Below are 14,515 nucleotides of genomic sequence, written 5' to 3'. Positions count from 1 at the left end.
CGAGGGCAAGAGCAAACGCGACATCATCCGCTGTCTGAAACGCTACGTGATCCGCGAGGTCTACCACCTCGTCAAGACCGACCCGCGAACCGGCGAAATCATGAGTTGACAACTATAGGAGCATCAATGCCCTGGCCGAGACGGTGAACGGGTACTACAAGGCCGAACTCGTCCGCGGGCCGGCCCGGTCCGGGCCGTGAAAGACGGTCGAGAATCTCGAGCTCGCCACCCTCGGTTGGGTGCACTGGCACAACACGCAGCGCCTCCACGGCTACCTCGGCGACGTCCCGCCCGCCGAGTTCGAGAACGCGTTCTATGCTGTCCAAGCCGACCGCGAACACCTGGTCGGAATCAAATAGCGCGAGTCTCCATCAGACCCAGGGCGCTTCACTACAACCCCACTGCCGATGTTTGTTCGACGGTCGGAGGTGTAGACCCCACCTGGACGATGTGGTCCAAGCAGAGGCGCGAACGCTCGCGGGGCGAAACGTGTTCTGGCGCCAGCATGGACCCCACGTAGACATTTCGCAAGTCATTTGCTTGACGAATGGAGCCTGACCCGCTTATCCGGACACCGACTTTGAGGCGATATCGTCTCGGAAGGAGTCCGTGACATGCCTGCTGCCCACCCGCCGGAGTTCCGGCGTCGAGCCCTCGATCTTGTTGCTCAGGGCAATCCCAATGCGCAGACCGCGCGTGACCTCGGGATCAGCGAATCCTGCCTTCGGAACTGGACGAACCGTGACGCTGTCGACTCCGGCCGCAAGGCCGGGGTCACCATCGACGAGCACAAGGAGCTCGTCGAGTTGCGGCGCCGGAACCGGGTGAATGGACGAGCCGGACGCCGTCACGGCGCGCGATCGCGGGTGCGGAACTGACGATCACGATCCGCCGGCTCCACTTTGAGTCGGCGAAGACGATGAACGCGACGATCCCGGCGACGGCAGGCGGAACTGCCGTCGCCACCGCTGCCGACGTCTCGAACGAGGATGACATCGTCCGCGTCGTGGAGACGGCGAAGGAGTCGTTCGGCGGCATCGATGTCGTGTTCAACAACGCCGGCATCATCCGCCGCACCACGGCCGACGAGACCACCGTCGAGGAGTGGGATCGCGTGTTCGGCGTGAACGTGCGCGCCATCTTCCTGATGTGCAAGCACGTCGTGCCGATCATGAAGGCGAACGGCGGCGGCTCGATCGTCAACACCGGCTCCGGATGGGGCCTGAAGGGCGGCGGTCAGGCGATCTCGTACTGCGCGTCGAAGGGCGCGGTCGTGAACATGACCCGTGCGCTGGCCATCGACCATGGTCCGGACGGCATCCGGGTCAACTCCGTCAACCCGGGCGACGTGGACACGGGGATGCTGCGCGACGAGGCTCGCCAGCTGGGACAGGACCAGGCCGGATTCCTGGCTGAGGCGGCCGAGCGCCCGTTGAACCGCATGGGACAGCCGAGTGAGATCTCGGCGGCTGTCGTATGGCTCGCGAGCGATGAGGCGTCGTACGTGACCGGGGCGGCGCTGGTCGTCGACGGTGGCGGCATCGCCAGATCCGCTGATCACCTGCTGAGCGATCCTTCGGTTGGTAAGCCTCGCCCAACTCGTGTCACGTTAGGCGAGGCTCACCGTGACCGGCGCGTCCTGCGCCGGTCACCGAATCCGAAGGAACGCCCGTGCGATCTTTGAATCGCTCTGGGTTTCGTTCCGTTTTTCAAGCAAGTATGGAGATCCGCAAGCTCGGCCGCACCATGAAGCAACGCGCCGACATCCTCGCCTTCTTCGACCGGCCCGGCACAAGCAACGGGCCCACGGAGGCGATCAACGGCCGGCTCGAGCACCTCCACGGCTCCGCCCTCGGGTTCCGCAACCTCACCCACTACATCGCGAGATCGCTGCTCGAAGCCGGAGGCTTCAGACTCGCGCTACACCCTCATTCGTGAAGGGCCCTTTTCAGTCTCCGGGGTGGGCGGTCTGGTCCGCGAGGAGACGAGCGGCCTCCGCAGCGTATGGTGCTTCCACTTGGACCTCGTAGTGGCCCGCCTCAAGGGTCTCCAGTGAGTCGAAGTCCCGTCGGCCGCCCTTAGCCAGGTGTCCAAGGAAGTAAAGCAAAGCGCCCCAAACTGCGCCAGAGGCGACCGAGATGATCAGGATGGCCAGCCAACCGAATCCGGGGGCGAACAGCCCGAACAGCAGACCTAGCAGAACACCGAACCATGCTCCAACGCCTGCGCCCCGTAGCGCAGCCTTTCCTCCTGTCAAGCGACCGAGTACATGCTCGACGACACGAACGTCGAGCCCCACGATCGCTACTCGTTCCACAGCGAAGCCGGCGTCGGAAAGACGGTCAACCGCTGCCTGCGCACTGGCGTAGTCAGAGAACCGCGCGATCGTTTGTTTCCAGCGGGGGTCATTGGTGAACGGGGGCTCACTAGCGTCCTGTTCCGGAGGGTTGTTGCGAGGGGCCTCGGGGCTGGTCATGGGCGTACTCCTTTAGTGAAAACTGGATGAATCACCGTGCTAAGACCAGAAGGCTGGGTGCACGCCCGTCTTCCGGTCTTGCGAAGCCGGGTGTTGCGCCGTTCGGCATCAGGGAAAGGTCGCCCCTGTTTGCTTTCGGCGCGTGCTGCGAACGAGAAGCTAACTCTGGCTCGTCGATGGGTCTCCGGCCGGGCGTTACTCCTGAGGCGAGTGCTGACTCAGGACATGAAACTTGCGCGGCTTGGCTTTCTCGCTGACCGGGATGACCAGGCTCAGCACGCCGTTGTCGTACGAGGCGAAGATGTTCGCCGAGTCCACACCCTCACCGATGCTGAACTGGCGGAGGTAGGTACCCGCCGGTCGCTCCTGAACGAGCCACTTGGCTCCCTCGGTGTGGGGTGCAGTGCGCTGGGCGCGGATGGTCAGCAGCTGACCGTCGACGTCGATGTCTACCGACTCCGGATCGACCCCGGGCAGGTCGGCGGTGAGAATGTAACGGTCAGCTTCACGGTACAGGTCTACCGGCATCACACGCGGTCCCGGACGGGACTGAAGCAGGCCGGACGCGAGGCGGTCGAGCTCGCTCAAAATCGAACGACATTGCCATGATGAATCATCTCCTTTCCGTATGCGGGTCCTCGGGTCTATCCCGATGCCTTTGAATTAGCACTCTCCACGCGGGAGCGCCATCGTTTTTGACGCTTTCATCTGGTTATTTCCCGTACCAAGAATCTGCTTTCTTGGGCGAAATCGTCATGCTGTCACCGCCTCGGCGACGACTCGCGCGAGGCGCTTGCCGATGAGGTGGTTCGTTGCCCGCACACGCCGAACGGTGACCCCCATCATCCGCTCCACGATGCGCAGCACGGCTTCGGAGCGGAACTCGTCGAGGTCGCCCATGATGACGTCGATGGGGGCTTTGACATGGGCGATGTCGCTGAGAGTGGTCTGTGACTCGATGGAGTGCTGCAACGACTTGACGAATGGCTCCCAGTTGCGTTCAGTGATATCTACAGCTTTGGGGATGGGCAGCAGCCGCTGTACCAGCGCAGCGTGCCGGAGGGTGAACTCCCGGTTCGTGCGGAGGTACTCGTAGAGCCGCAGGTAGAAGTCCATCCGGGTCCGCTCGATGACGTCCCCTATTTCATGGGGTGCGAGATAGATAGGTGGGCTGACCATCACGAGCTTCGCGACTCGCTTTTGCCGCCGGGCGGCGTACCGGGCGCCGATGAGGGCGCCCATGGAATGCCCGACCACAGTGAACGGCTCGCGCAGCCGCAGCGACGCGACCGTCCGCTCGATAGCGGCGACATGGTCGGCCAGGGTGTAATCGGCCCACTCCGGCGCCGGCGACTCGCCGAAGCCGAGCAGGTCGATGGCGATGCACCGGTGGGTGCGCTCGAGCAGCGGGATCACGTGGTGAAACGTCACCGACGAGGACGCGATACCGTGCAGCAGCAGCACCGTCGGGCCTTCGCCGCGTTCCTCGGCGATATGCAGCACCGGCATGCGGCGAAACCACCTCATCCGACGCAACGTCGAGCGGATCTCGCCCGCTACGCCCGCATGGGCCACCGGAGGATCCGCGGGTTCTCCCACGGCTGCCGGGTTCGGGGAGGCTTGCGGCATCAGGTGTCCCTGGATGTCGGAGCTCCTGCGCACACCCGACTGTGACGACCCTCGTTCAGGTACTCGTGGATCTGCCGGACCACACTGGCGCCCTCACCCACAGCCGAGGTCATTCGCCTCACAGACCCGTGCCGTACATCGCCGATAGCGAAGACCCCGGGGATGGTGGTCTCCAAAGAGAAGCGGGGGCTTCCTTCCGTCCGCGCGCCGGCCAGCTCCGCCTCCGCGCCGGTGAGGATGTACCCGTCAGGATCGCGTGCCACATCGACCTTCAATACCGTCGTCGCCGGAGCGGCGCCGACGAAGACGAACACGTGCCCCACGGGGAGCTTCTCCAGCACGTCACCGTGACGGACTGTGATCGCTTCCAAACGGTTGCCGCCGTGTGCTTCCACGACCTCCGAGGACAGCAGCACGTTGATACGGGGGTGATGTTGGATCTGGTCCACCAGGTACCTGGACATTCCCGCTCCCAGGTCCGCGGCGCGCACCACAAGGTGCACACGGGAGGACGTGCGGGCAAGAAACAGCGCGGCCTGGCCGGCGGAGTTGCCGCCGCCGACAACAGCGACAGGTGTGTCTACGCACATCCGCGCTTCCTGCGCTGTTGCCGCGTAGAACACGTTCGAGGTCTGGAACCGGTCCAGCCCCGCGGCGGGAAGCGAGCGGTATCGCACCCCGGTGGCAAGGACCACCACATCCGAGGTGACCTCCCTGCCATCTTCGAAGATCACCCGGAAGCGGTCCTCATCCTCCACGACCTCCTGGACCGTGGTCGGGATGTCCAACTTGGCACCGAACTTGCGCACTTGCAGGAGGCTGCGGTCGGCGAGCTCAGTGCCGGAGATTCCGGCGGGAAACCCCAGATAGTTCTCGATCTTCGCTGACGTTCCCGCCTGCCCGCCGGTGGCGACCGCGTCGCACAGGTAGACCGACAACCCATCGGAGGCTGCGTACACCGCCGCGGCAAGACCAGCCGGCCCACCGCCGACGACCACCACATCGCAGGTGGCCGGTGGGGCGGGCGGGCGCATCCCCAACTCTTCGGCAAGCCGTGCCGGGGTGGCATCCAGGACGGTGCGTGAGCCGCCGAGGATCACCAGCGGGAAGTCGGCGACGGTGGCGCCGAGCTGGCGAACCAGTCGCTCCGCTTTCTCGTCCTCATCCAGGTCCACCAGCCGGTGGGGCAGCTGGTTTCGTGCGATGAAGTCCAGCAGATCCCGGGTCTGCGGGGAGAAGCAGGAGCCGACGATCCGCAGGCCCGCTCCCGCCCCGATGGCCAGGGAGCGGCGGATGAGGTAGGCCCGCAGGATGATCTCACCCAACAGCGGGTCCGAGGTGACGATGGCCTCCAGCTCATCGACGGGCACCTCCACCACCTCGGCGGCGCCGATGGCGGAGACGAACACGAAAGACGGCTGTCCTTCCAGCAGCCCGACATCCCCCACGAAACGGCCGCGGCCGTGCACCCCGACCGCCAAGGGCTCATCGGAGTGGCGCGGATCCGCCACAGGTTCGGTGTCCGCCGTCAGCAGGTGCCCTTCCAGGACGACATAGAGGGAGGACGGGTGCTCGCCGGGCTGGATGAGAACCTCCCCGTCGGTGAGTGTGCGGCGCTGCCCTCGTACGAGCAGCACCGCGATCTGCTCGTCGCTGAGCCGCGGGAAGGCGCCGATGGTGTCAGGCGTCTCGGCCTGAGCGTCCTGGCGGCGGTTGGCGGCGGGCGTGTCACTCATAGATACGCTTCGTCCACATAGCACCAGCTCCAGTTCTCCCCCAGCTCCAGCGACCGCACGATGGGGTGCCCCGCCGTGAGCGCATGCGCGCGAGCGTGCCGCATCGGGGAGGAGTCGCAGCACCCGACCTTCCCGCAGGTGCGACACATTCGCAGGTGCAGCCAGGGCGTGCCGGCCGCCACGCAGTCCTCACATGACCCGGGTGTCCGGGGACGGACCGGGGGGGGATGAGCGGGACGTGTGGGTCGACGTATCTCATGGGGCACCGCCGGCCGAGCCAGCCTTCTTCTGCAGCGCCTCGTCCACCCAGCGCAGCAGCACGTCCGGCGGGGCGGCTCCGGATTGGCGGGAGAGCACGTTCCCTTGGTTGAGGATGAGCAGGGTCGGCACCGTCTGGACGGAGAACTTGCGGGCCGTCTCCGGCGCGGCGTCCACGTCCACTTTCACCAGCTTGAGCTCGCCGGCACGTTCCGTGGCGACCTTTTCGAGGGCAGGGCTGACCATCCGGCACGGTCCGCACCAGGTCGCCCACAAGTCCACGAGCACCACTTGCGGGGCCTTCTCGACCACCTCGGCGAAGTCCGCATCGCCCGCATCGACGATCCACGGCACGACGCTCTTGCAGGCGCCGCAGCGCGGGTACCCCGACGCGGCGGCGGGGACACGGTTCTTCTTCCCGCAGTTGGGGCAGGTCACAATCGCGCTCACGCCGCGTCATCCTCTTCGACGGGCGCTTCGATGTTGAAGACGAGGTCGCCGTCCTGCACATCCAGCGTGACCGACGACCCGTCCATCACCTGGCCGCTCAGCAGGGCACGACCCAGCCGGGTCTCGATCTCATGGCTGATGTAGCGTCGCAGCGGACGCGCACCGTACACAGGGTCGTAGCCGCGGTCGGCGATGAGCTGGCGTGCCGCGGGCGTCAGCTCGATGCGAATCTGACGCTCAGCCAGCCGGGAGCGCAGGTCGATGAACTGCAGCTCCACAATGTCGTGGATCTGTTCACGACCCAGCGGCGAGAACACCACGATGTCATCCACCCGGTTGAGGAACTCGGGACGGAAGTGGGCACGCAACTCAGCGAGCACATTGTTTCGCACGTCGTCGGGGATCGCGCCGCCATCGAGGCCCAACAGGTGATGGGCACCGATGTTGGAGGTCATGATGACGATGGTGTTGCGGAAGTCGACGGTGCGTCCCTGGCTGTCGGTGATACGGCCGTCGTCGAGGACCTGCAGCAGCGTGTTGAACACGTCCGGGTGCGCTTTCTCGATCTCGTCGAGAAGGACCACGCTGTACGGGTGGCGGCGCACCGCCTCGGTCAGCTGCCCTCCCTCGTCGTACCCGACATACCCGGGAGGTGCACCGACGAGCCGGCTGACGGTGTGACGTTCCTGGTATTCGCTCATGTCCAGCCGGACCATCGCCGACTCGCTGTCGAACAGTGCTTGCGCGAGCGCTTTGGCCAGTTCGGTCTTTCCCACTCCGGTGGGGCCGAGGAAGATGAACGAGCCGATGGGCCGGCGCGGGTCGCGGATGCCGGAGCGGGCACGGATAATCGCGTCGCTGACGAGCGTGATGGCCTCATCCTGACCGACCACCCGCTCCTTGAGGGTGGCGTCCAGGGTGAGGATCTTGTTGCGTTCACCTTCCTGCAGCCGGGCCACGGGGATCCCCGTCCATGCTGCGACGATCTCGGCGATCTCGTCCTCGGTGACCACCTCCCGCAGCAGCCGCTGCCCGCCTTGTTTGGAGGTGAGACGCTCCTCCTCGGCGCGCAGGCGTCGTTCCGCGTCAGCGATAGCCCCGTACCTCAGTTCAGCGGCACGGTTGAGGTCGTAGGAGCGCTCCGCTTCCTCCGCCTCCCGCCGCAGGCGCTCCAGCTCACCGCGCAGCTCCTGGACCTTGCGGATCGCTTGACGCTCCGCCTCCCACTGGGCGCGCTTGGAGTCCGCCTCCGCCTTCAGGTCGGCCAGTTCCCGGCGCAGCTCCTCCAGCCGGTTCTTGCTGGCAGTGTCCGTTTCCTTCGACAGCGCCGCTTCCTCGATCTCCAGGCGGGTCACCCGCCGGGTCAGCTCGTCGAGCTCAGCGGGCATTGAGTCGATCTCGGTTCGCAGACGCGCGCAGGCTTCGTCGATGAGGTCGATGGCCTTGTCGGGCAGGAACCGGTCGGTGATGTACCGGTGGGACAGTACGGCGGCAGCGACCAGTGCGCTGTCCTGGATGCGGACACCGTGGAAGACCTCCAGCCGTTCGCGCAGGCCGCGGAGGATGGAGATCGCGTCCTCCACGTCAGGTTCCTCGACCATCACCGTCTGGAACCGGCGTTCCAGGGCCGCGTCCTTCTCGATGTGCTTGCGGTACTCATCGAGGGTGGTGGCACCGATGAGGTGCAGCTCCCCGCGGGCGAGCATCGGCTTGAGCATGTTGCCGGCGTCCATCGCCCCTTCGGTTGCTCCCGCCCCCACCAGGGTGTGCAGCTCGTCGATGAACAGCAGGATGCGTCCCTCCGCTGCCTTCACTTCCGCCAAAACTGCCTTCATTCGCTCCTCGAACTCGCCCCGGTACTTCGCGCCGGCGACCAGGGCAGAGAGGTCCAGCGAGAACACGGTTTTGTCGCGAAGGCCCTCGGGCACGTCCTCACTCAAGATCCGCTGGGCAAGGCCCTCCACGATGGCGGTCTTTCCGACACCGGGCTCGCCGATGAGGACGGGGTTGTTCTTGGTCTTGCGGGAGAGGATTTGGATGACCCGGCGGATTTCCGCATCACGCCCGATGACCGGGTCAAGCTTGCCCAACCGGGCGTCAGCGACCAGGTCACGGCCGTACTTCTCCAACGCCTCGTACGTCTGCTCGGGGGTGGCGGAGTTGACGTGCTGGTTGCCGCGGATCTTGGTGAGTGCGCTGAGGAAGCTCTCCCGGGTGACACCGTGCCCGCGCAGCACGCGGGACGCGGGACGGTTGGAGGAGTCGTCGGCGAGGGCCAGAACGAGATGCTCCACGGAGATGTAGGAGTCTTTCAGCCGCTTTGCCTCCCGCTCCGCCCGTTCCAGGGTGGAGGTGAGGCTGCGGCTCACGTAGACCTGACCGGTCTGCGGGGAGGACCCGGAGACGCTGGGCTTGCGGGCGATCTCCGCTTCGACGTCGGCGCGTACCGCTTCCACGTCAGCACCCGCTGTCTGCAGCAGTCGGGGAACCAGCCCCTCCTCCTGCTGCAGCAGTGCGAGCAGGAGATGCTCCTCGTCCGTTTCGATCTGACCGGCCTGGACCGCGATGCTCTGGGCCGAGGTGAGCGCTTCCTGCGACTTCTGAGTGAGTGAGTTCATGTCCATGGGGTGTCTCCTTCGAGTCGGATGGTCCGGTGCTGCTCGAGCTGCTCGATGCGGGCGAGCAGGTCGAGCACGAGTGCAATGCCGGCGTAGTTCACGGCAAGATCGGAGTGCAGACGCACGATGGTGTGCACGCGGGCGGGGACGGTACGGGCGAACCACAGCCGGCCGCTGGTGTCGACGTGGGCGGTGACCAGCCCCAGCTCGACGAACTTCCGCAGCGTATCCGGGTGGATACCTGCGGCCACCGCGGTCGCGGCCAGGTCGGCCCGGGCGACACGGACGGGCAGGTGATGTGAGGTCATGATCCTCTCCTAGCATCAAATGACGATTCGTCGCGGAGCTGTTCGAACAGCTTCCTCTCCTTCTTGCTGAGAGTGCGGGGAACGACGACCTTCACCCGCGCATACAGGTCTCCCGGCTGTCCCCTGCGCGGCATCCCCTGCCCGCGCAGGCGGAGCCGCCTGTCAGTGGACGAGCCGGGCGGAACGTGCACGGTGACCGGGCCTCCGGGGGTGGGCATGCTGACATCCGCGCCCAGCGCCGCCTCCCACGGTGAGATGGGAAGGTCCGTTTCGATGTCCGCGCCGCTGAGCCGGTACCGCTTACTGTCCTTCACGCGCAGCGTGACCAGCAGGTCCCCGTCCTGTCCGTCGGCGCCCGCGATCCGCAGCCGCTGCCCGTCGACAGCGCCCGCTGGGATGTCGATGGTGAACTCCTGCGCGCCGCCGTACGGGGACGAGACCTGCACCGTGCGCCGCCCGCCCCGGTAGGCCTCCTCGACGGTGATCTCCAGCTCCGCGGTCTGGTCGGCGCCGCGACCGAAACCACCGAAGCCGCCCCCGAAGAGGTCCTCCCAGTTCACGCTCTGCGCGCCGCCCCCGCTCCACGTGTATCGGGTGCCGCCGCTGCGGCGCGGCTGCTCGGAGGAGCGAGCCGCGTCCGCGGCGGCGTACTGCCGGAAGTTCTCACCGAACCGGTCGTACTGTGAGCGGGTTTCCGGGTCCGACAGCACATCGTGGGCTTCACTGATCCGTTTGAAGGTCTCCTCCGCCCCCGGGGTCTTGTTGACGTCCGGGTGGAACTTGCGGGCCTTCTCCCGGTAGGCGCGGCGGATCTCCTTCTGATCCGCCGACCGGGAGACCCCCAGCACGCTGTAGAGATCCTCCGCCATCTCCTACTCCTCCTCCGGCTTGCGGGTGACCACGACCGCAGCCGGTCTCAGCATCCGCTCAGGCGTTCCGAACCCGGAGCGAGTGACGGCGAGGATGCTGCGCGGCGGGACGCTGGCATCCTCGACGACCGAGACCGCCTCGTGCAGCTGCGGGTCGAACTCCGCACCGTCGGTGACAATCTCGGGGTACCCGAGTGCGCGCAACGCATCAGCGGCCTGCGCCCGGACGGACTGCATGCCACCCAGAACGCCCTCGTCAAGGTCCACCCCGAAGCTGAGCGCCCGGTCCAGCCCGTCGACGACGGGCAAGAAGGCTTTGGCGGTGTGCCGCCGCTCCTGCTCGCGGACGGTCTGGATCTCGCGCGCCGTTCGTTTGCGGAGGTTGTCGTAGTCCGCCGCCGCCCGGCGCCACCGGTCCTCGGCCGTCTCCAACTGGGAGGCGACCGCTGCTTGCGCGGCGCGGATCTCCTCCGGGGACACGTCGGTGAGGTCGTCGTTCAGCAGGTCCACGGCCCGCGTGTCCTCGTTCTGCTCCTCGACCATCGCGATCCTCCCTCCGTGCTACTTGTCGAATTCGGCGTCGACGACGTCGTCTTCGTCGTCCTGAGCGGGCTGCTCAGCGTGGCTGGCGTTCGCGCGGGCCGCAGCAAGGGACTGCGCAACCTGCAGTAGCTCGCCGGTGCGCTCTTTCGCTTCCTGCTCGCCGACGTTGTTCTGCACTGCCTCGCGGGCCTGCGTGATGAGCAGCTCCGCGCGGGCACGCTCGTGCTCCGGTGCAGCGTCGCCGAGCTCACGCAGTACCCGCTCGACCTGGTAGGCGGCGGAGTCCAGCTCGTTGCGGGCGTCCACGGCCTGGCGCAGCGCCTGGTCGTCAGCCCGGTGCTGCTCGGCTTCCTTGATCATCCGGTCGATCTCGCCCTGGTCCAGATTCGAGGTGTCACTGATGGTGATGCCCTGCTCGGTGCCGGTGTCCTTGTCCTTCGCCGTCACGTTCAGGATGCCGTTCGCGTCGATGTCGAAGGTGACCTCGACCTGCGCTTCACCGCGAGGAGCGGGGCGGATGCCGGTGAGCTCGAACCGGCCCAGCACCCGGTTGTCCGCGGCGATCTCCCGCTCGCCCTGCAGGACGACGATCTCCACCGACGGCTGGTTGTCTTCGGCCGTGGAGAACACCTCGCTGCGTCGGGCGGGGATGGTGGTGTTGCGCTCGATGATCTTCGTCATCACGCCACCGCGGGTCTCCACACCCAGCGACAGCGGGGTGACATCCAGCAGCAGCACGTCGTCGACGTCGCCCTTGAGGACGCCCGCCTGGATGGCGGCGCCCACAGCGACCACCTCATCGGGGTTCACCGTCATGTTCGGCTCCTTGCCGCCGGTGAGCCGCTTGACGAGCGCTTGGACAGCGGGGATGCGGGTGGAACCGCCCACGAGGATGACCTCGTCGATATCGTTCTCGCCGATCTTCGCGTCGGTCATCGCCTGACGCACCGGACCGAGGCACCGCTCAACGAGGTCAGCGGTGAGGTCTTCGAACTTGGACCGCTTCACGGTCATGGTCAGGTGCTTGGGTCCGCTGGCGTCGGCGGTGATGAAGGGCAGGCTGACCTGGGTCTGGGACACCGAGCTGAGCTCGATTTTCGCCTTCTCGGCCGCCTCGAACAGTCGCTGCAGCGCCTGCGGGTCGTTGCGCAGGTCGATGCCGTTCTCGTTCTTGAACTCGTCGGCAAAGTAGTCCACCAGCCGGCGGTCGAAGTCGTCGCCGCCCAGGTGGGTGTCACCGGCGGTGGATCGCACTTCGACGACCCCGTCGCCCACGTCGAGGAGGCTGACATCGAACGTGCCGCCACCGAGGTCGAACACCAGGATGGTCTCGTGGTTCTTCTTGTCCATTCCGTACGCCAGTGCGGCGGCGGTGGGCTCGTTGATGATGCGCAGCACCTCGAGCCCGGCGATGCGTCCGGCGTCCTTGGTCGCGGTGCGTTGGGCGTCGTTGAAGTAGGCGGGAACAGTGATGACGGCCTCGGTCACCTTCTCACCGAGGAACTTGCTGGCGTCGTCGACGAGCTTGCGCAGCACCTGGGCGCTGATCTCCTCCGGCGCGTACTGCTTGCCGCGGATGTTGAACCGTGCTTCGCCGTTGGGGCCTTCCACGACGTCGAAGCCGACGGCGTTGGCTTCCTCCTTGATCTCGTCGAAGGACCGGCCGATGAACCGCTTGGCGGACGAGATGGTGCCCTTCGGGTTGAGGATGCTCTGCCGGCGGGCAAGCTGCCCCACCAGCCGTTCACCGTCCTCGGTGAAAGCGACCACCGACGGGGTAGTGCGGGCTCCCTCCGCGTTCGGGATGACCTTCCCCTCGCCAGCCTCCCAGACGGCGATAACGGAGTTCGTGGTTCCCAGATCGATTCCTACTGCCTTGGCCATGATGGTTGTTCCTTTCTTGTCACGTGAGACACGTTTCAGGGGTCGTCAGAGAGCGCGCCAGGATCGGCGCAGGCGCAGGGCTGAGTGCCCAGAGTCAGGAAGCAGGCTGCTTCAGGGGGATCTTTCCGGACGGCGGGCTGCTCGATGGGCATCGTCACCCGCAGCACGCCCAGGTCGCAGCTGGCGGTGATGCTGTCGCTGTCGATGCCGGGCGACACTCCCACCAGCCGCATGAATTGCCCGTGGGGGCCGTCCGGCGGTGAACCACTTCGCGCCGGCGGTCGCGGACTGGGCCGCTGACCGCGCGGACGGTGAGCGGCTGGCCGCCCACCCAGCTCGATGGATCCGAGTCGATGCCTGGCAGGTTCGCCTCAGGAACGTACTCGTCGCCCTCTCGGGACGGATCGACCGACATCGAGCGCGGATCCATCTGCTGAGCGATGCGCAGGTCCGCACATGAGGTCACCATCCCACTCCCCCCATTTAAGCTGAGTCGCTATAACTCCACTGCCGATGTTTGTTCGACGCGCGAACGCGCGGTAGAGCTACGTCGTTCTGGTACCAGACTGGACCCCACGTAGGCATTTCGCAAGTGATTCGCCTGACGAACGGAGCTTGAACCGCTTTCCAGACCGGCGCGTCCACAGGGCTCAGCCCCACCACCGCGCCGTCGCGCTCAGCGAGCCAAAGCGTCTCGACTGCTCCGAGCCTGGACAAGATGCGTCCTGTCACCGGGTCATTGGGTTCGATGAGCATGGACAGCACCAACGTCGCGGTGCGCTCGTCATTCGCGACCTCACTAAAGCTGGTCATCATCGGTTCCTCTCGGCGCTCGTTACCGACGAGGTGCGCCGAGCGCTACCGACGGATCAGCAACTTGGAACCGCAGCTACGAGTCATCGCTCGCCTCGTCCACGATGAGTCCAGCCTCGACCAGTGCAGCCCGCACGGCCTTACGGTCCACGCCCATCCGGCGACCGATGGCCCGCATCGAGACGCCCGCTCGGGTGAGCCGCACGGCCTCGGCCTTCTCGTCGATCCCCAGCCTTGGTCGGCGGCTCGGCACGTTGCGGCGACGCAGATGGGAGAACACGGTGGCGCGGTGAATGCCGTACCTCTCAGCGAGCGCCTTGACTCTCATCCCGGCCAGGTAGTCGCCGACGAGGGCGTCCACCTCGGAGTCGGTCAGAAAAGTTTGAGCCGTCTCGACAGTGCTCGCAACAGGGCCACGACCATCCTTCGGAGCGGTATCCTGGGGACGTCGAGAGACCTCGTAGACCCCACGGTCTAGGCGGTTGACCAGGGTTTTTGTCTTGGGGGCGGAGTTGCCGAACGTACTACTCAGGCACCCCAAATGGGAGAGGTTCAAACCCTCGACGAGAGTCTCCACTCTTTGTCCGGGTTGAACCTCTCCCTTCTTCTTCGCTTCAGCGGCCCAGTTCAGAGCGTTCATCTGCTCCTCGGTATTGCAGAGTGAACCGAAGGGGCGCTCGTACTCGACGCGGACATCCCCGTCTTCCTCGATGAAGATCCTGTGGAAGAACGCCTGATTGCACAGTCGCCGGTTTGCGTCATCAGCACGCTCGTACACACTGACGATGTTGGCGAGCAACCCGAGTGAACCGCCCCGGGTTCTCTGCCGCTACTTTGCGGGTTCGGGCTCTCGGTTGAGGGCCTCGTAGTGGAGCGTCTCGAACTCTATCGGGGTGAGCATCCCGAGGGAGCCGTGGAGGCGCCGATTGTT

Annotated in this window: 14 protein-coding genes and 2 pseudogenes; 4 read left to right on the top strand and 12 right to left on the bottom strand. The window is 66.0% G+C overall.

The genetic code is table 11. The features are described 5' to 3' along the window. Positions 1 to 107: 107 nt before the first annotated feature. The 4 genes and pseudogenes from MTQ12_RS14490 to MTQ12_RS14475 all read left to right on the top strand — a co-directional run. Positions 108 to 359, top strand: a pseudogene (locus tag MTQ12_RS14490) (integrase core domain-containing protein); the annotation flags it as partial. A 255-nt stretch (positions 360 to 614) separates the two neighbouring features. Beyond that, complete coding sequence (locus MTQ12_RS14485) at positions 615 to 878, top strand: transposase (protein WP_247619180.1); 264 nt, start codon at positions 615 to 617, stop codon at positions 876 to 878. Next, positions 860 to 1,684 carry an SDR family oxidoreductase gene (locus tag MTQ12_RS14480; protein ID WP_308212676.1) on the top strand — a complete coding sequence of 275 codons (825 nt, stop codon included), beginning with the start codon at positions 860 to 862 and terminating at the stop codon, positions 1,682 to 1,684. The genes MTQ12_RS14485 and MTQ12_RS14480 overlap by 19 nt, the downstream gene beginning before the upstream one ends. Before the next feature lie 35 nt (positions 1,685 to 1,719). Then, positions 1,720 to 1,938 (top strand): annotated as a pseudogene (locus tag MTQ12_RS14475) (transposase); the annotation flags it as partial. Between the two features lie 10 nt (positions 1,939 to 1,948). On the opposite strand, the gene MTQ12_RS14470 reads toward MTQ12_RS14475, so the two are convergent. The 12 genes from MTQ12_RS14470 to MTQ12_RS14415 form a co-directional block, all read right to left on the bottom strand. Continuing rightward, positions 1,949 to 2,476 (bottom strand): general stress protein, encoded by a 528-nt coding sequence (locus MTQ12_RS14470; RefSeq protein ID WP_247619178.1) that lies wholly within the window; start codon positions 2,474 to 2,476, stop codon positions 1,949 to 1,951. A 195-nt stretch (positions 2,477 to 2,671) separates the two neighbouring features. After that, positions 2,672 to 3,004, bottom strand: coding sequence for an Hsp20/alpha crystallin family protein (locus MTQ12_RS14465; protein WP_247619182.1), 333 nt, complete (start codon positions 3,002 to 3,004; stop codon positions 2,672 to 2,674). A gap of 225 nt (positions 3,005 to 3,229) precedes the next feature. Further along, a complete protein-coding gene (locus tag MTQ12_RS14460) occupies positions 3,230 to 3,985 on the bottom strand; it encodes an alpha/beta hydrolase (protein WP_247619177.1) in 756 nt (251 codons plus the stop codon). A 119-nt stretch (positions 3,986 to 4,104) separates the two neighbouring features. Further along, entirely contained in the window at positions 4,105 to 5,841 is a 1,737-nt protein-coding gene (locus MTQ12_RS14455) for an FAD-dependent oxidoreductase (RefSeq protein WP_247619176.1), read from the bottom strand. After that, positions 5,838 to 5,990: a UBP-type zinc finger domain-containing protein gene (locus MTQ12_RS14450; RefSeq protein ID WP_247619181.1), complete on the bottom strand. Its 153-nt coding sequence runs from the start codon at positions 5,988 to 5,990 to the stop codon at positions 5,838 to 5,840. Before MTQ12_RS14450 ends, MTQ12_RS14455 begins: the two co-directional genes overlap by 4 nt. 106 nt (positions 5,991 to 6,096) lie before the next feature. Next, positions 6,097 to 6,549, bottom strand: coding sequence for a thioredoxin (trxA, locus tag MTQ12_RS14445; protein ID WP_101624944.1), 453 nt, complete (start codon positions 6,547 to 6,549; stop codon positions 6,097 to 6,099). Next, positions 6,546 to 9,173 (bottom strand): ATP-dependent chaperone ClpB, encoded by a 2,628-nt coding sequence (gene clpB / locus MTQ12_RS14440; protein WP_247619175.1) that lies wholly within the window; start codon positions 9,171 to 9,173, stop codon positions 6,546 to 6,548. The genes trxA and clpB overlap by 4 nt, the downstream gene beginning before the upstream one ends. Next, a complete protein-coding gene (locus MTQ12_RS14435; protein ID WP_069600178.1) occupies positions 9,164 to 9,475 on the bottom strand; it encodes a chaperone modulator CbpM in 312 nt (103 codons plus the stop codon). The genes clpB and MTQ12_RS14435 overlap by 10 nt, the downstream gene beginning before the upstream one ends. Then, on the bottom strand, positions 9,472 to 10,344 hold the full coding sequence (locus tag MTQ12_RS14430; protein WP_247619174.1) for a DnaJ C-terminal domain-containing protein: 873 nt from the start codon (positions 10,342 to 10,344) through the stop codon (positions 9,472 to 9,474). The genes MTQ12_RS14435 and MTQ12_RS14430 overlap by 4 nt, the downstream gene beginning before the upstream one ends. Positions 10,345 to 10,347: 3 nt before the next feature. After that, entirely contained in the window at positions 10,348 to 10,887 is a 540-nt protein-coding gene (locus MTQ12_RS14425; protein ID WP_247619173.1) for a nucleotide exchange factor GrpE, read from the bottom strand. An 18-nt stretch (positions 10,888 to 10,905) separates the two neighbouring features. Further along, positions 10,906 to 12,771 (bottom strand): molecular chaperone DnaK, encoded by a 1,866-nt coding sequence (gene dnaK / locus MTQ12_RS14420; protein WP_247619172.1) that lies wholly within the window; start codon positions 12,769 to 12,771, stop codon positions 10,906 to 10,908. Positions 12,772 to 13,660: 889 nt separating this feature from the next. Next, entirely contained in the window at positions 13,661 to 14,383 is a 723-nt protein-coding gene (locus tag MTQ12_RS14415; RefSeq protein ID WP_247619171.1) for a hypothetical protein, read from the bottom strand. Positions 14,384 to 14,515: the final 132 nt, after the last annotated feature.

The organism is Brevibacterium sp. R8603A2 (genome assembly GCF_023072605.1).
GTDB lineage: Bacteria > Actinomycetota > Actinomycetes > Actinomycetales > Brevibacteriaceae > Brevibacterium > Brevibacterium pityocampae.
Note: the sequence above shows the minus strand (reverse complement) of the source record. Positions and strands in the feature narration are given on the sequence as shown.